This window comes from uncultured Eubacterium sp., assembly GCF_945980375.1.
Classification (GTDB): domain Bacteria; phylum Bacillota; class Clostridia; order Oscillospirales; family Acutalibacteraceae; genus Eubacterium_R.
Genome location: NZ_CAMFQO010000001.1, coordinates 26,463 through 45,443 on the forward strand (window position 1 = coordinate 26,463; position 18,981 = coordinate 45,443).

Annotated in this window: 20 protein-coding genes and 1 riboswitch; of the genes, 1 reads left to right on the forward strand and 19 read right to left on the reverse strand. The window is 42.6% G+C overall.

What is annotated here, in order from left to right; translation table 11 throughout:
• Positions 1-24 precede the first annotated feature (24 nt).
• The 19 genes from alr to Q0P34_RS00230 all read right to left on the reverse strand — a co-directional run bounded on the left by alr (position 25) and on the right by Q0P34_RS00230 (position 17,929).
• The gene (gene alr, locus Q0P34_RS00140) at positions 25-1,176 is read right to left on the reverse strand and encodes an alanine racemase (protein WP_294951287.1); all 1,152 of its coding nucleotides are present in this window, start codon (positions 1,174-1,176) and stop codon (positions 25-27) included.
• Positions 1,176-1,931: a 5-oxoprolinase subunit PxpA gene (locus Q0P34_RS00145; RefSeq protein WP_294951289.1), complete on the reverse strand. Its 756-nt coding sequence runs from the start codon at positions 1,929-1,931 to the stop codon at positions 1,176-1,178. The genes alr and Q0P34_RS00145 overlap by 1 nt, the downstream gene beginning before the upstream one ends.
• A gap of 289 nt (positions 1,932-2,220) precedes the next feature.
• On the reverse strand, positions 2,221-3,006 hold the full coding sequence (locus Q0P34_RS00150; protein WP_294951291.1) for a putative hydro-lyase: 786 nt from the start codon (positions 3,004-3,006) through the stop codon (positions 2,221-2,223).
• Positions 3,007-3,016: 10 nt separating this feature from the next.
• On the reverse strand, positions 3,017-3,946 hold the full coding sequence (locus Q0P34_RS00155; RefSeq protein WP_294951293.1) for a biotin-dependent carboxyltransferase family protein: 930 nt from the start codon (positions 3,944-3,946) through the stop codon (positions 3,017-3,019).
• Complete coding sequence (pxpB, locus tag Q0P34_RS00160; protein ID WP_294951295.1) at positions 3,943-4,662, reverse strand: 5-oxoprolinase subunit PxpB; 720 nt, start codon at positions 4,660-4,662, stop codon at positions 3,943-3,945. Before pxpB ends, Q0P34_RS00155 begins: the two co-directional genes overlap by 4 nt.
• Positions 4,659-5,720 carry a DUF4392 domain-containing protein gene (locus Q0P34_RS00165; protein ID WP_294951297.1) on the reverse strand — a complete coding sequence of 354 codons (1,062 nt, stop codon included), beginning with the start codon at positions 5,718-5,720 and terminating at the stop codon, positions 4,659-4,661. The genes pxpB and Q0P34_RS00165 overlap by 4 nt, the downstream gene beginning before the upstream one ends.
• Positions 5,720-6,562 carry an aminotransferase class IV gene (locus Q0P34_RS00170; protein ID WP_294951299.1) on the reverse strand — a complete coding sequence of 281 codons (843 nt, stop codon included), beginning with the start codon at positions 6,560-6,562 and terminating at the stop codon, positions 5,720-5,722. Before Q0P34_RS00170 ends, Q0P34_RS00165 begins: the two co-directional genes overlap by 1 nt.
• A gap of 157 nt (positions 6,563-6,719) precedes the next feature.
• The gene (locus tag Q0P34_RS00175) at positions 6,720-7,457 is read right to left on the reverse strand and encodes an ABC transporter ATP-binding protein (RefSeq protein WP_178669110.1); all 738 of its coding nucleotides are present in this window, start codon (positions 7,455-7,457) and stop codon (positions 6,720-6,722) included.
• 3 nt (positions 7,458-7,460) lie between these two features.
• The gene (locus Q0P34_RS00180; protein WP_294951302.1) at positions 7,461-8,483 is read right to left on the reverse strand and encodes an ABC transporter substrate-binding protein; all 1,023 of its coding nucleotides are present in this window, start codon (positions 8,481-8,483) and stop codon (positions 7,461-7,463) included.
• Between the two features lies 1 nt (position 8,484).
• Positions 8,485-9,267, reverse strand: a complete 783-nt coding sequence (locus Q0P34_RS00185) for an ABC transporter permease (RefSeq protein ID WP_294951304.1) — start codon at positions 9,265-9,267, stop codon at positions 8,485-8,487.
• A complete protein-coding gene (locus tag Q0P34_RS00190) occupies positions 9,236-9,535 on the reverse strand; it encodes a thiamine-binding protein (protein WP_294951306.1) in 300 nt (99 codons plus the stop codon). The genes Q0P34_RS00185 and Q0P34_RS00190 overlap by 32 nt, the downstream gene beginning before the upstream one ends.
• A 70-nt stretch (positions 9,536-9,605) precedes the next feature.
• A riboswitch (TPP riboswitch) is annotated at positions 9,606-9,707 on the reverse strand.
• Positions 9,708-9,741: 34 nt separating this feature from the next.
• Positions 9,742-11,133 carry a magnesium transporter gene (gene mgtE / locus Q0P34_RS00195; protein ID WP_294951308.1) on the reverse strand — a complete coding sequence of 464 codons (1,392 nt, stop codon included), beginning with the start codon at positions 11,131-11,133 and terminating at the stop codon, positions 9,742-9,744.
• Positions 11,134-11,163: 30 nt separating this feature from the next.
• Complete coding sequence (locus Q0P34_RS00200) at positions 11,164-12,042, reverse strand: hypothetical protein (RefSeq protein WP_294951310.1); 879 nt, start codon at positions 12,040-12,042, stop codon at positions 11,164-11,166.
• A gap of 17 nt (positions 12,043-12,059) precedes the next feature.
• Positions 12,060-13,151, reverse strand: a complete 1,092-nt coding sequence (locus Q0P34_RS00205; RefSeq protein ID WP_294951312.1) for a putative glycoside hydrolase — start codon at positions 13,149-13,151, stop codon at positions 12,060-12,062.
• Between the two features lie 5 nt (positions 13,152-13,156).
• Positions 13,157-13,810, reverse strand: a complete 654-nt coding sequence (gene rpe, locus Q0P34_RS00210) for a ribulose-phosphate 3-epimerase (protein WP_294951314.1) — start codon at positions 13,808-13,810, stop codon at positions 13,157-13,159.
• Between the two features lie 85 nt (positions 13,811-13,895).
• Positions 13,896-15,542, reverse strand: coding sequence for a glycoside hydrolase family 36 protein (locus tag Q0P34_RS00215; protein WP_294951316.1), 1,647 nt, complete (start codon positions 15,540-15,542; stop codon positions 13,896-13,898).
• Between the two features lie 77 nt (positions 15,543-15,619).
• Positions 15,620-16,378 carry an amino acid ABC transporter ATP-binding protein gene (locus Q0P34_RS00220; RefSeq protein ID WP_294951318.1) on the reverse strand — a complete coding sequence of 253 codons (759 nt, stop codon included), beginning with the start codon at positions 16,376-16,378 and terminating at the stop codon, positions 15,620-15,622.
• Between the two features lie 12 nt (positions 16,379-16,390).
• Positions 16,391-17,035, reverse strand: coding sequence for an amino acid ABC transporter permease (locus Q0P34_RS00225; protein ID WP_294951320.1), 645 nt, complete (start codon positions 17,033-17,035; stop codon positions 16,391-16,393).
• A gap of 99 nt (positions 17,036-17,134) precedes the next feature.
• Positions 17,135-17,929 (reverse strand): transporter substrate-binding domain-containing protein, encoded by a 795-nt coding sequence (locus Q0P34_RS00230; protein WP_294951322.1) that lies wholly within the window; start codon positions 17,927-17,929, stop codon positions 17,135-17,137.
• Positions 17,930-18,176: 247 nt separating this feature from the next.
• Between Q0P34_RS00230 and Q0P34_RS00235 the strand changes: the two genes are divergently transcribed.
• Positions 18,177-18,947, forward strand: coding sequence for a basic amino acid ABC transporter substrate-binding protein (locus tag Q0P34_RS00235; protein ID WP_294951324.1), 771 nt, complete (start codon positions 18,177-18,179; stop codon positions 18,945-18,947).
• Positions 18,948-18,981: the final 34 nt, after the last annotated feature.

The window sequence follows — 18,981 nt, forward strand, 5'->3', positions numbered from 1 at the left end:
ATAAAACCAACCGGGGTTAATTTTTTAATACAGATAATTTACAACCTTTACTATTTCTCCGTTTTTGTAATACACTCTCGGCACTCTGCGGGCAACACGACAAGGAAGCTCATAATTAAACGAATGAGCGCTGTTTGATACCTCCTCCATAGAGAGACAGGCATCACCGTCACGACCTACAAGGGTTACGGTCGAATTCAGGTCAACTCCCTTAACATCGGTAACATCAACCATAAACTGATCCATACAAACTCTGCCGACAATATTTGCATACTGTCCGTTAATAATTACCCTGCCTTTGTTTGAAAGACAACGGGGGTAGCCGTCAGCATATCCGACGGGGATTGTGGCAATTACTCTCGGCTCGGTTGTTTTGTATGTTCCTCCGTAAGAGATTTCCCTGCCCGGCTCAAGGGTTTTTATATGAGTAATATGTGTTAGCCACGACATAACCGGCTTGATGTCAAGAAGTGACTTGTCAACCTCCTCGCTCGGATACAATCCGTAAAGGATAATGCCCATACGGCACATATCAAAATACTCATCAAAGTTCATTATTCCTGCGCTGTTGTTAAGGTGCTTAACAGGAATATTCACTCCCCTATCCTCAAGCATTTTTACAAATGCCTTGTACTTTTCTCTCTGTGCCTTCGCCTTGGTTAAATCCGCCTCATCAGCCGTTGCAAAGTGAGAAAACAGACCCTCGACCTCTATGTTTGGCAACAATGTAATTTCTTTGCACACATCGGCGCTTTGCTCGTTAACCTGAAACCCGATACGGCTCATACCTGTATCAATACAAAAATGAAACGGTACCGTTTTGCCTTGGCGCACTGCCTCGTTGGAAAGAGCAACAGCAGACTCCATAGAAAAGATAGGTATGCGAACATCGTATTTTACAACCAAATCATACACATTGGAATCAACATATCCCAAAATCAAGACAGGAGCTTTTACTCCTGCTTTTTTTAATTCTACTGCCTCTTCAATACAGGCTACGCCAAAGAAATCACATTTTTCATCAAGCAAATGTGCAAGCTCTACGGCGCCGTGGCCGTATGCATCCGCCTTAATAACACCCAAAAGTTTGCAATCATCGGGAAGCTTTGCCCTAACATTGCTGCAATTGTACTCTACTGCGTCTAAATCAATCCTTGCCTGTGTCCTAAAATACATTAGCCAATCACCTCTGAAAGTTCAGCAGTCTTTATTTCGTTTTCTGCAAATGCTTTATTAAGTGCTCTTACAAAATCAAGAGCCTTTTCGCCGTCGCCGTGCACGCAAACGCTATGTGCCTCAATGGGAACATCCTCGCCCGTATAGGCAGTAACCCTGCCCTCCTTAATCATACGAACAACACGGCTGATTGCCTCCTGCTCATCAGTAATCATTGCACCTTCAAGTGACCTTGCACGAAGTGAGCCGTCGGACTCGTATGCTCTGTCGGCAAACACCTCGCTTGCATATTTTATGCCAACCTGCTTGGCTGCTTCAATCATTTTTGAGCCGGAAAGAGCCAGCAAAATAAGCGAGTCATCAAAATCCTTAACAGCATTGGCAATGGCAAGCGCCAAATCAAAATCCTTGCCTGCCATATTGTACATTGCTCCGTGAGGCTTTACATGCTGAAGCCTTGCACCCTTCGCCTTTGCAAAGGCAGACAAGGCACCAAGCTGACAAAGTGTAATGTTATAAACCTCATCAGGAGTTAAGCTCATATTTGTTCTGCCGAAATTTTCTTTATCCGGATAGCCGGGATGGGCACCAAAGACAACATTGCTTTGTCTGCAAAGCTCAACGGTTTTGCACATAATGTTGCTGTCTCCTGCGTGAAATCCGCAGGCTATATTGGCAGAGGTAATAAGAGGGATAATTGCAGAATCAAAGCCTGCACCCTCGCCTAAATCCGAATTTAAATCTACTAAATACATTTTTGCTCCTAGGGTAACGGTAATAATTCGAACCACGGTTTATCGTGGCAGATATTGCCCTTACTTTTTGTTAAAATACTCGTTAATCCGAAAGGATTAACTGCGTTTTTGCCTCGATTAAGACCAAATCTGCACACGATAAACTGCAAAGCATCAAAAATGCTTGGAGTAAAGATGAGATTTGGCATCTTGAGATGGCAGCCTTGCTGACGCAAGGCAACAGCGAAAGCGACAAATATCGCTTTAATACTGCATTTTTTGACGGGTTCGGATTATCACCGTTACCCTATCAATACTTTAACGAAGAATTCTTTACATCGGTAATGAACATATGCCCCGGTGCATGAGTGATTGCAATAGGCGGCTTTGTTTGCATAACGGCATTTTGCGGTGTAACTCCGCAAGGCCAAAACACAGGAACCTCGCCGTCGTTAATAGTTACGCTGTCGCCGTAATCGGGCTTTGTTACATCTTTAATTCCGATAGCCTCGGGGTTGCCGATTTGAATAGGTGCGCCGTGAACTCTCGGCATTGCCGCCGTTACATTAACTGCCTTTACAACCAAATCATTTGGTATGGGGCGCATGGAAACAACCATATTACCGTGGAATGTGCCCGCACTCTCAAGCTCAATATTTGTGTTGAACATGGGAACATTTACATTTTCTTCTATATGACGAACAGGAACATCTGCCTCCAACAGCTCCGCCTCGAAGGAAAAGCTGCATCCGATAAGAAAATACACAAAATCGTCCTGCCAATATTGCGAAATATCAGTAACCTCTTTTTCAAGCACGCCGTTTTTCCAAATGCGATATTTTGGAAAATCGGTACAAACATCGCCCTTACTTGCCATTGCTTTTATTTCCCTCGAGCCGACATCGCCCACCTCTAAAATAGGGCACGGCTTTGGGTTGCGCATACAAAACAACAAAAAATCAAAGGCATATTCCTTTGGCAAAATGCAGAGATTTGCCTGTGCATAGCCTGCACACATACCCGATGTTTGATAATCTATCTTTCCCTCGCGAATTAAATCCTTAACCTGCTGAGGATGCATATTTGTATAATCCATATGTTATCACCTAAAACATATATAAATTTTCAAAAAATCTTTTTTGCTTTTTAACTTCTCTTTCTGCCACGTCAATGCCGACAGCCTTAAAATGTATTTTGCTGTTTGGCCTTGCCTGAGCAACAAGAGGCAAATCCACGCTGATAACAGTTGCAATCTTTGCATAACCGCCTGTTGTTTGATGGTCTGCCATAAGGATAATAGGCTCGCCCGAATTAGGCACCTGAACAGAGCCAAGCACAATACCGTCCGATATTATATCCATACCCGATTTTGATTGCAACGGCTTACCCGAAAGCCTAACGCCCATTCTGTCTGCCTGCGGGGTTACGGTGTATTCCTGCGACAAAAACAACCTTATATCATCTGCGGTGAACATCTTGTCCTGCGGACCTAAAACCACACGAAGCTGAATATTATCCTCATAGCTGTTTTCTGCTATCTGCCATTTTTCAATATCATCAAGAGGAAAGCTGCCGCTTCCGATTTGAAGGATATCCCCTGCCTTGAGCCTTCTGCCCTGATAACCGCCCAGTGAAAACTTTAGATCGGTTGAGGCACTGCCCATTACATATTCACCCACTATACCTCCGCTTACGGCAAGATATGAGCGCATACCGTTTTTGACACTACCCATAGTCAACACATCACCGTTAGAAGCCTTATATGCCTTATTTGTGCGAATGGGATTGTCATTAAGCTTTGATGAAAAATCGGCTCCCGACAGGCAAAAGATACAATCCTTATTAAATTTTGCAGTTATGCCCATAACGGTTATTTCCAGCACAGGTGCGTCGTCACAATTTCCGCAAAGACGGTTGGCAACGGTCATACTGTACCTATCCATAGCACCGTTCTGGGTAAATCCGTTTTTCATTACCCCGACTCTGCCGTAATCCTGAACGGTTGTCAGCATACCGGGATTAATTATTTCTATCATATCTTTATCCTATTTACCTCATATGTGCCGTCTTCTACCTGCTTTTCAATAAGCTTGTATTCATCAAGAGAAACAGGCACAAATCTTACATAATCTCCTGAATTGTAAAGAATAGGATTTTCGCGTCGTTTATCATAAACCCTTACAGGTGTTTTGCCTATCAGCTGCCATCCACCCGGAGAAGCTACGGGATAAATGCCCGTTTGCTCACCGCCTATACCGACAGCACCTGCAAAAATTTCTGCACGGGGAGATTGCAGACGAGGGGTGGCAATGCTTTCATCCATTCCGCCGAGATATGCAAATCCGGGCAAAAAGCCAAGCATATAAATCAAATAATCCCTGCCGCTGTGACGGGCAACAACCTCGTCCCTTGAAAGCCCTGTATGCTCACAAACATTTTGCATATCGGGTGCAAAGCAATCATCATAGCAAACCGGAATTTCGTACAGTGTTGCCGATTTTTGCCCTGATGTGTTCAGGCTCTTTAACACATAAGAGAGCCTGTGCCTAAGCTGCTTTGATGACACAACCGTGCAATCGTACAAAACGGTCAGCGAGCGAAAGGTCGGAATACACTCGGTAACACCCTTTATGCCAAGGCGTTCAATTTCTTCGCACAGGGCGGTAACGCAGTTGTTAACCTCTACACTTATTTCATTTTTGAACTCAACGGTAACTGCTCCGTCACCGTTTTGTAAAAATGAATAAATCATCTGTCAAAAAATCCTTTTTTCAATGTGTTTTCAAACCAAGCCGATGTTTTTTCCTCAACGGTTGGCGGATATTCAATAAGACCCCTCATAAGCGAAAGCATAGGCAATACAATATTCTTGCCTATTCCGTCAATATAAGGTCTCGCCTCGCCGTACATATCAAGCATACCTGCCTCGGCAGCCGCGTCCATAGCCGCAGACTGTTCGTCGTTGGTGTGCAAAAGACCTGCATCGCCAAGCAAAAATGCTGTGCATGCCATAAGAGCATTCATACCCCAATCGCTGACGGTAGCTGTGATGATATTGTCTGCCGCCGTTTCTGCCAAAATGCCAAAGCCTGTGCCTGCCTTACAGCCACCCTCCTCTGCATATGGGATATATTTTCTTATATGCTCCTCGATAGTACCCATTCCAAGCTCATTACCAAGGTCACCGATAGAAAGATTGTAAACACCCTGCTTTTGACATTCCCTAAACAGAACATCATACTTTGCCTCAACATCGGTGGTATTTACTCCGACGGCATTGTGATAATAGCCATTCTTGTTTCTGCCCGGTGCCTCATTGGATATAATAGCACACGGAAGGCCGTGCGACAAAATCTCTGCCGTTTGCTCCTGCTCCTTTTTGCTGTCCTTTGTAAAAGGCACAATGCAAACAGTGTTTTCGGGAATATTGTCTATATCGTATGTAACATCAAACCCAAGAGCCTTGCTCATAGCCTTGATAGATTTTTCGCATTGGTCGGGCACAATCATAACAGGCTTTGCACCAAATGCTCTCATAATAAACCGTGCAAAAACGGTTGATGAAATAATGCCGTCTGTTTCTGCCTCGTTCCACGGAAGAAGGATAAAGCCGGTTAGGATAAACACCTTCTCACCCTTCTTTATATTTTTAACCAAGCCCTCGGCACCGTTCAAAGTTAACGGCTTGCCGGTGTATTTTAATGCACCGTCATACAGAATTCTGCAAACTCCGTAGCCCCTTGGGTCCATATTCATCAGCCAATCAAGATTATATCCTATATTAAGCCTTGTTAATTCTTCCCTATTCATTATGCCTTACATTGCTCCTCAAAATCCTTAACCAAAGCATCCTGAATAGTCTTTAACATCTCCGGTGCCTTGCCACCTACTGCCTTGCCGTCTACTGTTTTTACAGGGATACAGAACGAGCCTGTTGAGTGAACAACAACCTCATCGGCAGCCATAAGCTCATCAAGAGTGTATTCTCTTTCCTCAACGCCGAAGCCAAGCTTCTTTGCAAAGGCGAGCAAACGAATTCTTGCAGTACCGGGAAGAATCTTATCATCAAGCGGATGAGTAATAACCTTGCCGTCCTTAAAGATTGATACATTTGAGTGAGCGCACTCTGTTACAATATCACCTCTGTGGAAAATAGCCTCCTGACAGCCCGCCTTATCCGCTGCTGTTGCCGCAAGACAGGATGGGATAAGGTTGAGTGTTTTGCAGTTGCAATATAGAAATCTCTTGTCTTCATAAGTAATAACGTCGATAGGCTTGTAGGTATCGGCAACAGGAGAAGGGGTAAGTGTAATCCACAAATTACCCTGCATATCGTCGGAATAGATATGACCTCTTAATCCGTTACCTCTTGTAACCTGCATATAAACAAACTGGTCACCGTCGTCAACCTTAAGTACAAGCTCCCTCAAAAGCTTTTCAAGCTCGTCACGCTCCATAGGAATATTCATACCCAAAAGCCTTGCGGAATTATAAAATCTTGTGAGGTGAGCATCCATATCAAACACAACGTGATTGTGTGCATAGGTTGCATCATAAACACCGTCACCAAACCAACAAACTCTGTCGAGCATTGGGATTTGCATTTTTTCGATTTCGTCGTATTTTCCGTTGTAGTAGCCAAGATTTTTCATAAACTCTCTCCTTAAATCTGCATAAAAAATGGCAGGAAATCTCCGACTGTGCGGAGACCTCCTTGCCTCACATCTTCCATATTAATACTTTAAGAAACAAAAGTAAATACTTATTTTTAATTTTTATAAAAATATTTCACTTTATAAACAAAGTTGATTACAGCAGATGCAGAATCTCAACAATTTTGCGTTTATAGCTTAGGAATTCATCCGTCAAATTGAAATCCGCAGTTCTTGGCTTGGGTGAATCAATTACAATCTCGTTTTCTATCACTCCGTCGGCGAGAATATACACTCTGTCCGACAGCAAAATTGCCTCGTCAATATCGTGGGTGATAAAAACGGTTGACAAATCAATCTCTCTCATAACCTCAAGATACCACTTGTGAATCATGGATTTTGTAATGGTGTCAAGTGCGCTGAACGGCTCGTCAAGCAGAGCAACACCGTTTGATGACAAATATGTACGCAAAAGTGCCGCACGCTGACGCATTCCGCCCGAAAGCTGTGACGGATACATATATTGAGTTGAGTCTATGCCAAAGGTTTTGAACAAGGGCTCTGCCTTTTGCCTTGCCTCCTTTTTGCTCATACCGTTAATGATAAGAGGAAGTGCAACATTGTCAATAACCCTCCTGTAAGGCAAAAGCAAATCCTTTTGAAGCATATAGCTAACCTTACCCGGCTTGCCTGTGATGTCCTGTGAATTAAGGTACACCTTGCCCTTGTCGGGTGAATAAATACCCGACAGAACGTTAAAAAGTGTTGTTTTTCCGCACCCACTCAAGCCGAGTAGGCTGACAATCTCTCCCTTATTAAGAGTAAGGGAAGCCCCCCTTAAAACGTCGACATCGCCAAAGCTTTTATAAACATTTTCTGCTCTTAAAACTTCCATATATTATGCCAAATAATCATTTGTAAAGCCTGTGTTTTCAGGCAGCTTTTCATCAATAATCTTTTCGTCGGCAACCCAGTTGTAAAATGCATTCCATCTTGCAGGATCGATATATCCCCACTTTGGTGCGTCTGCAACATATTGGTCTGCCATCCACTTTTGGCTTGCCTTAACAAGCTCCTCACAGCCGTCGAGTGCGCCTGTGTCATCGCTGTCGATAAGAATTTGTGCAGCCTCATCAGGATTTGAAACAGCATATTCGTAGCCCTTTTGAGTTGCAGCAAGGAAAGCCTTGACTGTTTCGGGGTCATCCTTAATAAGCTGATTGTTTGCAACCAAAACCGGTGAATAATAGTCGAACACAGGGTTCAAATCCTTGAAGAAGAAGGTGTCAACCTCGATGTTGTTAACCTCTGCGTTGATTCCGCCCCAGCCGTAGTAAATCCAAATAGCGTGGTTTGGATTTGCGTTTACATCCTGAGCCTCGTCTGTAGGAACATCCGGGATTTGCTCAACCTTTGAGAAATCACCGCCGTCAGCCTCTACAACGCTTTTCATCATAGCAAGCTCAATAGGAGATTGCCATGTGAGGTACTGCTTGCCCTCAAGGCCCTTTGGAGTGTCCATACCTGCACCCTTCTTTGATACGATACAGGATGTGTTGTGCTGAAGCAATGCGGCAACCGCTGTAACCTCCATCGGAGTTTCGGATGTAAATGCAGGCAAAAGTAAATCCTGATAGCCTACTGCAAACTGTACCTGACCCGATGAGCAGGCAGCAATAGCGTCACCCTCAGGTGGCTGAACAATTTTTACGTTAAGGCCTGCATCGGCATAATATCCGTTTGCAAGTGCTACATAAAGACCTGTGTGATTTGTATTTGGTGTCCAGTCAAGTGACACGATAATTTCCTTTGCCTCATCGGCAGGCTTATTTTCATCATTACTGCTCTTTGCACAGGATACAAGGCTGAAGGTAAGAACCAAAGCCAAAACGAGTGCTAAAATCTTTGAATACTTTTTCATATTATTTGACTCCTTTAATTTCTTTTTTATGTACCCAAGGCATAGCAGCCCTTTCAAGCAAAACAACTATACCCATAAGCACAAGACTTATTGCCGAAATAAAAAGAATTACGGCAAACATTTTGTCAAAGGCATATGCCTTTTTTACCCTTGTCATATAAACGCCGAGCCCCTCAAATCCGCCAAGCCATTCCGAAACAACCGCACCGACAACTGCATATGCAGCAGAAACGCGAAGTCCGGAAAAGAAAGAGGCAGTTGCATTAGGAAGCTTTACGTACCTAAATATTTGAAGCCTGCCTGCGCCCATAGAGCGCATAAGATTTACGGCGTCGGGGTCAACATTTTCAAAGCCGTTGAGCAACCCTATTGCTATCGGAAAAAAGGTGGTAATAACAACCAACGTGATTTTGGGTGCCATACCAAAGCCCATCCAAAGCACAAGCAACGGAGCAATGGCTATGGTAGGGATTGTTTGAGTTACAACCAAAACGGGATAAATTGCCTTATAAAGTATTGCAAATCTATCCATAAGAGCCGCAACTACAAACGCAATAACAATGCCGATAGCAAGTCCGTAAACCGTTTCCTGCAGGGTTACGGACGCCTGCTTCATCATTATGGAAAAATTGTCAACAAACGCCCTTACAACATCCACCGGTGAGGGCAGCATATATGCAGGCACAAGCTCCATATTGCAGGCAAAAAGCCACAGCAAAAATATGACGATTATTGCACCGATCGGTGCCGTTTTATTGGTGATGCTTTGCAACCTTTTTGTCAATTGTCAATACCTCACCTTCAGGATTATACACTATCTTTACGTACGCGCTTACACTTGGGGCTCCTGCCTTGATTGCTACCTTTTGGCAGTTAGCAACAATTTCCATAAGCTCGTCGTAGCTTTCGCCCTCGATAGTTGTTTCAAACGGACCGACATAACAGTTGAGCCCTGTTGACTTAATGTAGGCAATAACCTCATCAACAATACGGATGAGCTCGTCCTCATTCGGTACACTTGGTAAAACCTGAATCGCAACACTTGCTTTCATAATTTACTCTCCCTTTCTTAAAATTCTTGATAAGTCAAGAAAAAAGCACCGACATAAAATCGGTGCTGAAAATTTTTATATCTCGTCTTCCTACGCTCGCATTACCGAACAGGTTAGAAGGGTATAATCTCAGCCAAGATTGAATAATCAATCAGCACCCCTGACTTATTAAGTTGAATGTATAATACCACTATTCAATCCATATGTCAATGGAGTTGCGGAATAAATGCAGTTGCAATGCCGAAATAAACCAAAAGCGATACAGCATCAACTATTGTTGTAATAAAGGGAGACGACATAACCGCAGGGTCAAAGCCAACCTTCTTTGCAAGCATCGGCAGTGAACATCCGATAAACTTTGCAAACACAATTTCTATAACAAGGGTTGTGCATATTGCAAGGTCAACCATAAATGTGATTTCATCGTTATGGAACATAGTTTTATCAACGATCCAAATCTTTGCAAAGTTGACAACGGCAAGAGCGCTGCCGCACATAAGCCCCACTCTGATTTCCTTCCAGATAACCTTAAAGTAATCCTTAAAGGTTACCTCGCCCAAGCTCATTGCACGAATAACCGTTACACTTGCCTGACCGCCGGAATTTCCGCCTGTATCCATAAGCATTGGAATGAAAGCCGTAAGAATAGTCAGCGAGGAAAGCTTGTCCTCAAAGCCCGTAATGATTGAGCCGGTAAACGTGGCGGAAATCATAAGGAGCAAAAGCCATGGAAAACGGGATTTCCATGTTTCAAGAACAGATGTTTTAAGATATGTTTTTTCCGTCGGGAGCATAGCGTTCATCTTTTGGAGGTCTTCTGTGTTCTCCTCCTGGATAACGTCGATAGCATCGTCGACGGTGATGATGCCGACAAGCCTGCTTTCCATATCAACAACAGGCAAAGCAAGGAAATTATACTTGTCAAACAGTTGAGTAGCAAGCTCCTGGTCATCAAGGGTGTTGAGCGATATGGTGTTAGTCTCCATAAAATCGCCTATAACATCCTCATAATCGTGGAGCAAAAGTTCCTTTACGGTTGTAACACCGATAAGCTTTCGGGAGCTGTCACAGACATAGCATGTGTAAATTGTTTCCTTATCAACACCGGTACGTCTTATTCTTTTGAACGCATCCTCAACCGTCATATCCTTTTTGAGATCTACAAACTCCGGTGTCATAATGGAACCGGCAGAGTCCTCTGGATACTTAAGAAGAGCATTGATAGACTCTCTCATTTCGCTGTCGGCATTTTTAAGAATTCTCTTAACTACCGTAGCAGGCATTTCCTCAACAACGTCTACGGCGTCGTCAATATAAAGCTCATCAAGGACCTCCTTAAGCTCGGTATCCGAAAATGCGTGAATAAGGGATTCCTGAGTGTCGCTGTCAAGCTCAACAAAGGTTTCGGCGGCCTCCTCCTTGGCTAACAGCCTAAACAAAAGCAATCGCTGACTCGGTGTAACCTCATCAAGCACACTCGCAATATCAGCCGGATTCATTTGCGAAAGCAAGCCCTTTAGAGTTGAAAACTCTTTTTTTTCGTACAATGATTGGATTTTCTCAATAATCTCCTCCTGAGTGAGTTCAAGAATATCCATATTAATCACCGCCTTTACCAAATGTTGTTATTATTTCCCGTCGAGCTCTTCCTCCTCGGTTGAATCAAAGAACTCGACCTCGTCGTCATCCTGTGCCTTAACAGCAACTCGCTTTAATATTGCAATGCCGATTGCCAGCACAATTATTCCGCCCAAGGCACAGCATACAATAACCCTAAATTCAGGTGAATAATGAAAAACCTCACCCTTAATCAGCTCCTCGTAGGTACTGTTATGAAGCGCCTCCTGAAGCTCCTTTGAGGTAAGCTCGAGCCTTTTAACCTCAAAGCTGTATACCTTTACCGTTGAATCGGATGCAATAACGGTTGCATCAATCACGGGATTTTGCTCGGTTGTCATTTTTATTGAGTGAGGAATATCGCAGGTTGCGCCCAAATCCTCGGGCACAGCGGTAAGCCTCAGCTCTGTCAAATCACTCGGAATGTAAAGCTGATAGGTTGTCAGCTCATTATTCAAATCGGGATAAACATAACCAAGCTCGCAATCAAGCTGCATAAGATTATTATTTGAGCTTCGCTTTATTTCAAAATTCTCATACTCAAATTCAAAAAAGTAATTAGCAGACAGAGTATCGTTTTTAACCTCTACATTAATACCGTTTTCTCCGTCAACCTTATTATATGTCACAAAAATCTCCGCACCCTTTGATACCTCATAATTTTTCAATGTTGGGGTTGGTGCGCCGTTTTCCACAATCAATTCGTAGTAAAATTCGGTTGGCAAAAATTCTCCGTCAAGCCTCGCATTATTAAACTCGATTGATTGCAGTGTTGGTGCGTTAATTGTTTTGGTCTGTGGCTTCTTTTCCTGCTTTGCAAAAGCATTAAACGGAAGAAGCAATGCGAGCATTAAGCAGGAACAGACAAAAGCCTTGGCAGTTTTTTTCATAGTTTCTCCTTTGAAAATCATTGTGCAACAAAATACCTTGATACACCTGCGTTGGCAAGATGACTGCAAACACGCGCGGTATCAAGCTTGGTTGATACACGGTAAACCTGATTGTCATTTATCTTTTCAAATTCCTTAATTTGACTGTCTATTGCAGAGTTGGTAATTTTTCCGCTTTCGGCATCCATTCCGCTGACAGAGGCTTTAACCTCGCTTAACAGCTTAACCTGTGAATCAAGGTCATTGAGCAATTTTTTTGACAAAGACTCAAAGCCGTCGTCATATTTTTCGGCTACATCGTCAGGCAGGTCGTATCCGTAAAGAATGAAAACCTGAACTCCGTAGCCCTTAAGCTCGCGGATAATATCCAAAATATAGTTATAAGCCTGTGGACTGTTTGGGTTTAGATAGCTGTTACCGTCGCTGTCCTTATACGGCTTTTGATTTTTCAAAACAGCATAGCTGTTATCCTGTGCAGGAAGGACATTATCCTTATAACAGCAAATTCTTGCAACAGGCATAATGTCATTTGATATAAGCTGTTTTATTGATCCCTCTGTGTCGCTGCCCACATTACTTATTGCACCAAAGGTGTCAATGGTAGCAAGCGATGATGAATAGCCTATCGTTCCATCCTCTCGCTTTGCATCAAACACAATGCTGTTGCACTCAAGGCTATGTGCATCATTTATAACAGAGGCAAGCATAGTTGAATTGTCAAGGCTTATTGACTGTGCCGTTACGGCAGACATTTCGATGTTCATCTGTGCAATTACATTGCCCTGCGATGATCCATTTTGAATAAGCATCTCGGCAGGCTTTGCCTGTCTTATCATATGAATATCCATTACCGTATATCCGCAAAACAACAAAGCCACGGTGAGCACGCAGGCAAGCGAAGCCTTAATTGCCTTTATTCTGTTTTCTTTTTTACGCTTTGCTTTATACTGCCTTGCGCGTCGCTCGTCGCTGTACTTATTTGAACCGGCACCGTCCTCGTTATACTTATCTGCAAAATCAATAGGCCTGCCCTTTGGCTCCTCGGTCCAACGCTCGTTGCGATGCTCATTAGTATAAAACCTATGCTGTTTGTCTTGCTTTTTTCTCATAAGTCCTACTGTGCGTCAGCCGCATTTTGCTTAAGCAGTGCGATTGTTTGTGCCGGGTTTTCGCTTTTGAATACGGCAGAGCCGGCAACAAAAACATTTGCTCCTGCCCTTGACGCAATTTTAATTGTTTCGGGATTAATTCCGCCGTCAACCTCAATGTCAATATCAGGATTGATTTTGCGTATTGCCTCAATTTTAGGCATTGTTGATTCCATAAAGCTTTGACCGCCGAAGCCGGGCTCAACAGTCATAACAAGCACCATTGAAAGCTTGTCCAAATACTTAACAACATCATCAACGGGTGTTGCAGGCTTGATAGCCAAGGCAGGCTTTTTGCCAAGTGAAATAATCTTATCAACGGTTTTTTCAACATCACTGTCACACTCTGTGTGAAAACAGATAATGTCCGCACCTGCATTTGCAAAATCCTCAACATAATCAAGAGGATTGCTGATCATCAAATGCACATCAAAGGGAACGTTGCACACCTTTTTTATGGAGGCAACAACAGGTGCACCGATAGAAATGTTAGGTACAAAATGGCCGTCCATTACATCAACATGAATAAGATCAGAGGTTGATATTCTGTCAAGCTCCGATTGAAGATTTGCATAATCACTCGCCAAAATTGACGGAGAAATTTTTATATTATTATTCATAGGTAACACTACTCCACTATTATAATTCTACTTATTATAGCATTATAAATATAAAAAGTCCAGCAAATGCCGGACTTTTTTCTTTTTATTCGCTGTAAATTGAGCCGTCGGTAACACAGAAGCCGAGTGTATGCGCCTCGCCGTTTTGAACATAATCAATAAACAGCTTGTCATTAGTTTCATTTATTGCAACAATGTGAGCGTCATCGGTCAAGGTGTCGTTAAATATTGCGAGCTGTTCATCGTCATAATCATCAACATTATCACTGACAAACAGTACCTCACCGAAAAGCTTAATAAACTTTGCAAGCACTCTTTGCTGCTGTGGGGTAAAATGAATATTGGTTTTTCTGAGCAAAAACACATCGGGGTCACACAAAAAAGCTCTTTTGTTAAGGCATCTGCGATACACACTGTTGTGTATTGCGTTTGGTGTGGAAACGTCCTCTCTGTGCATATTTTTTCTGATTAAGCTATGCTTCCAGCCGAGTGACATATCTGCACCGATACGCATATATTCCACCTTGCCGAAGCACGGCATTTGCTGAACGCCGCAGCCTAAAATTTGCTTATCACCCACGCACTCACGCAAAAAATCTATTGACTCATACGCAAGCTGTCCCCTTGTTTTATTGTGCATTGGAACTACCGCAGTTGCATAAAGAAAATCAAGCTTTACCAAATCAAAGCCCCATTGATTAAGTACAACATCAAACACGCCCTTGATATAATCCCTTGCCTGCTGATTATCTATATCAAGCGGATAAAAGCCACCCCAATTTGCACCGACGATAACGGGCTTACCTTTTTTATTTTTAACAAGCCAATCGGGATGCTCTTCGGCAATTTTTGATCCTCTTTGAGCACCGAACGGAGCAAGCCATATGCCTGCCTTAAGCCCTTTTTCGTGGATTTTGTCGGCGACAGGCTTCATACCGTTTGGAAATTTTTTCTTGTCTATTGAAAGCCAATCACCCACAGCCGTTTGGTATCCGTCATCAATCTGAAAGGTGTTTACCAAATCCGACCTTTTACCGATAGCCTCAAGGTCACGAAGAATAATATCCTCACTGATATTTTGATAATAATTGTACCACGATGTGTAGCCTTTGATTTTTCTGTCGGTTAAAGGCTTTATGTTCATTGCATCAAAATATCTGTCAAAAACAGCGTCATACTCGCCATTGTCAAAATACAAATCAAGGAGCTCATAAGGCTCGTTGATAGTAATACCCTCAACATCCTTTGAATATCTCAATGTATTTTTATTCATATCGGCGTAAATAATTGTATATCCCGTTCTGTCATTGAGCGAGCCGAAAAGGTCAATACTTTTTCCGTCGCGTACGTATGCAAAAGATATTGAGTGGAAAACGCCGTATTCCTTTGGCTGATCAACAAAGGTGTAGTCGCCGACAAGATTAATACCAAATGGACTTTTTCCGAAAATGCCCCTTCCTATCAATCCCTCGTCGGCCATCATTTCGCCTTTGGCAAATTCCTTGGTGTCCGTCCACGACTGAAATCCGTTGGCAAAAAACCTCTTATCACCCGAGAAATCGTATGCTCTTTCCAAATAAAAGGAAATGTCGCTTATGGCTTTCTTGGGAATAACCGTTAGCTTTAGCCCATTTGCATTTTGCTGTAAATCAAATGCCACATCATCATTTTGGCAGTCAACGGTCTTTTTTTGATTGTCTGCCTTGTATGTAAAACTAAGCCTGTAATTCATATGGTAACCTCATAATAAAAATATAGTAACAGATCAAATCTGCTACTATATTATCATAGCTGTAATTTCTTTTCAAGTTAGAACTTTTCAAGCGAGCTTGCAAGGAATGCCTTTGTTTTTTCGCTTTTAGGATTATCGTAAATCTGCTGCGGTGTGCCGATTTCCTCAACAACACCGTCCGCCATAAACATTATCCTGTCCGATACATTTTTTGCAAATTCCATTTCGTGAGTAACAACAATCATGGTGCTGCCCTCATCCTTTAGGTTTTTGATAACTCGCAGCACCTCGCCGGTAAGCTCAGGATCGAGAGCCGATGTAGGCTCATCAAAGCACAAAATGTCCGGATTGAGCATAAGCGCTCTTGCAATAGCAACCCTCTGCTTCTGTCCGCCCGAAAGCTGACACGGGTAGTAATCTATTTTATCCGACAACCCTACTCTTGCAACAATCTCTCTTGCCTGTTTTTCAAGCGCCTCTTTGCCTGCAAGATTCATCAATGAAGGGGCAAGCGTAAGATTTTTAAGCACGCTGTACTGCGGAAAAAGATTGAAATCCTGAAAGACAAGTCCAAAATGCATACGCTTTTGCCTTAGCGCCTTATCCTTGATTTTTTTGTCCTTTTCACCGTCATATATCACTTCGCCGTTTACCGAAATTATACCATTGTCGGCAAATTCCAAAAAGTTTATGCAACGCAAAAGTGTTGTTTTGCCCGAGCCCGACGAGCCGATTACAGAGAGTACCTCGCCTTTTTCAAGCTCGAAATCAATACCCTTGAGAACCTCTGTTTTTCCAAAGGATTTTTTTATTCCCTTTACCTCTAACAAAGCCAAAGCAATCCCTCCTTACGCCTCAAAATAGCTCATCTTTTTCTCTGCCCAATGGAAAACGAGAGTAAGTATTCCGCAAAAGGCAAGATAGAATACGGCAGTGTAGAACAACGGCCATATAAGGCCTGCCGATTTGATAAAGCTTTGTCCCATAAAGATTATCTCGTACACCGCAATAATTCTTGCAAGCGATGTATCCTTAACCAATGTAATGATTTCATTGCTCATAGGAGGAACAATTCTTTTGATAACCTGAAGAAGAGTAACCTTAAAGAAGATTTGGCTTTTGCTCATACCAAGCACCAAGCCTGCCTCCTTCTGTCCCTTTGGTATGGACTCGATACCTCCGCGATAAATCTCGCAAAAATAGCAGGAATAGTTGATTACAAAGGCAACTATAACCGCGTTAAACCGTTCCATCAAATCCCAATTAAATATTAATCCCGGGCCGAAATATACGATAATCAGCTGAAGCATAAGTGGCGTTCCTCTGATAATCCATATAAACACCTTTGTTATAAGCTTTAACGGCTTAAACTTTGACATAGAGAAAAAGCTGAGCACAAGCCCCAACGGTAATGAAAACACAAGGGTTAATGCAAAAATCTTGAGTGTTTCCGCAAAGCCTTTAAGTAATTCAAGTGTAACTGTCCAAAACATAAAAAATATTCTCCTAACAAGAACCTTAAACACACTACAAGGCAGCCGCCGAAATCAGCGACTGCCTGAGCAATAATTTAGTTTAGTTATTATGCAAAATTATGCAAGCTGTACATTGTACTTTTCGGCAAGCTTTTGCATTGTGCCGTCTGCCTTGAGCTCTTCAAGGCAAGAATTAACAATATCGGTCATATCACTTTCCTTGCGGAAGCTGATACCATACTGCTCGTCAACAAGTACAACAGATGCTGCAAGGTCTGCATAATCCGTGCCCTCGCCTGTCATTGCGGCAGCCATTGTTGAGTCGATAATGCAAGCGTCTGTTGAGCCTGAAGCAACCTCCAAAAGTGCATCTGACTGTGCGTTAACAGCTGTTGCGTTTAAGCCGTTATCCTCTGCCGCACCTTGACCTGCAGAGCCGTTTTCTACTGCAAATGTAAGGTCCTTAAGGTCATCCACTGTCTTGAGCTTACCTGCAAGCTCTGCCTTTGTAACAACGATTTGCTGATTCATTGCATAAGCATTTGTTACAGATGAATTGTTCTTTACCTCGTCTGTAATTGTCATACCGTTCCAGATGCAATCAATGGAGCCTGTTTGAAGCTCAAGGAACTTGTTGTCCCAATCGATTTCTACAAACTCTGCCTTAACGCCAAGCTTTTCGGCAACAATATTTGCAAGGTCTGCATCAAAGCCAATCCAATTACCGTTTTCGTCCTTGTAATCCATAGGAGCAAAATCTGTAATACCTACTACAAGCTTACCTGATTGAAGAATCTTTTCGGAATCGGGATGCGACCGCTTGTCACCGCCGTTGCCTGAGCATGCGGCAAAGCTAAAGCATACAGTGAGTACAGCCAAAACGACTGCGAGAACTTTTTTAATTGTTTTCATAACTTCTACCTCATATTTTTATTTTTTGTGATGGCTTCATTATACTTTATTTCTTTAGTGTTGTAAAGTGTTAATTTGATAAAATGCCGAATTTGTGAAATTTGCATAAATATCATTTGAATATTAATGAATAATATGTGTATCAAAATTGTATAAATATGCAATTAAAGTATAACTATTGCAAAAGCATTTGCGTTGTGCTATTGTGAATACACTAAAAATGTATAAAAATAAAGGAGAAATTATTATGAAAAAATTTTTAGCGGTTCTCCTTGCGGCAGTAATGATTTGCATTAGCTTTGTTGCATGCTCAAGCGAGACAAAAACAGACGAAACAGGTAATGACACACAGCAGGCTACATTGACAATGGCTACAAACGCAGAATTCCCTCCTTACGAATACAAAGAGGGCGACAAGGTTGTAGGTATTGACGCAGAGATTGCACAGGCTATCGCAGACGAGCTTGGAATGAAGCTTGAAATCGTCGACACAAAGTTTGACGCTATCATCCCGGGTGTACAAAGCGGCAAGTACGATATGGGTATGGCAGGTATGACTGTTACTCCTGAAAGAGAGCAGAGCGTATCATTCTCTAACTCATACGCAACAGGTATTCAGTCAATCATCGTTAAGGAAGGCAGCGACATCAAGTCTGTTGACGACCTTTCATCAGAGACAAAGATTGGTGTTCAGCTTGGTACAACAGGTGATATTTATGCATCAGACGATTTCGGTGCAGAGGCTGTAGCACAGTACGACAAGGGTGCAGACGCAGTTCAGGCTCTTATCGCAGGCAAGGTTGACTGTGTAATCATCGACAACGAGCCGGCAAAGGCATTTGTTGCAGCAAACACAGGTCTTACAATTCTTGAAACATCATACGCTGAAGAGGACTATGCTATCTGCTTTGCAAAGGATAACACAGAGCTTCAGACAAAGGTTAATGATGCACTTAAGAAGCTTATCGACAACGGTACAGTAAAGACTATTGTTGACAAGTACATTTCTGCTGAGTAATTAAGCAGCAGCTAAACTTTAAGGGCGAACTCAG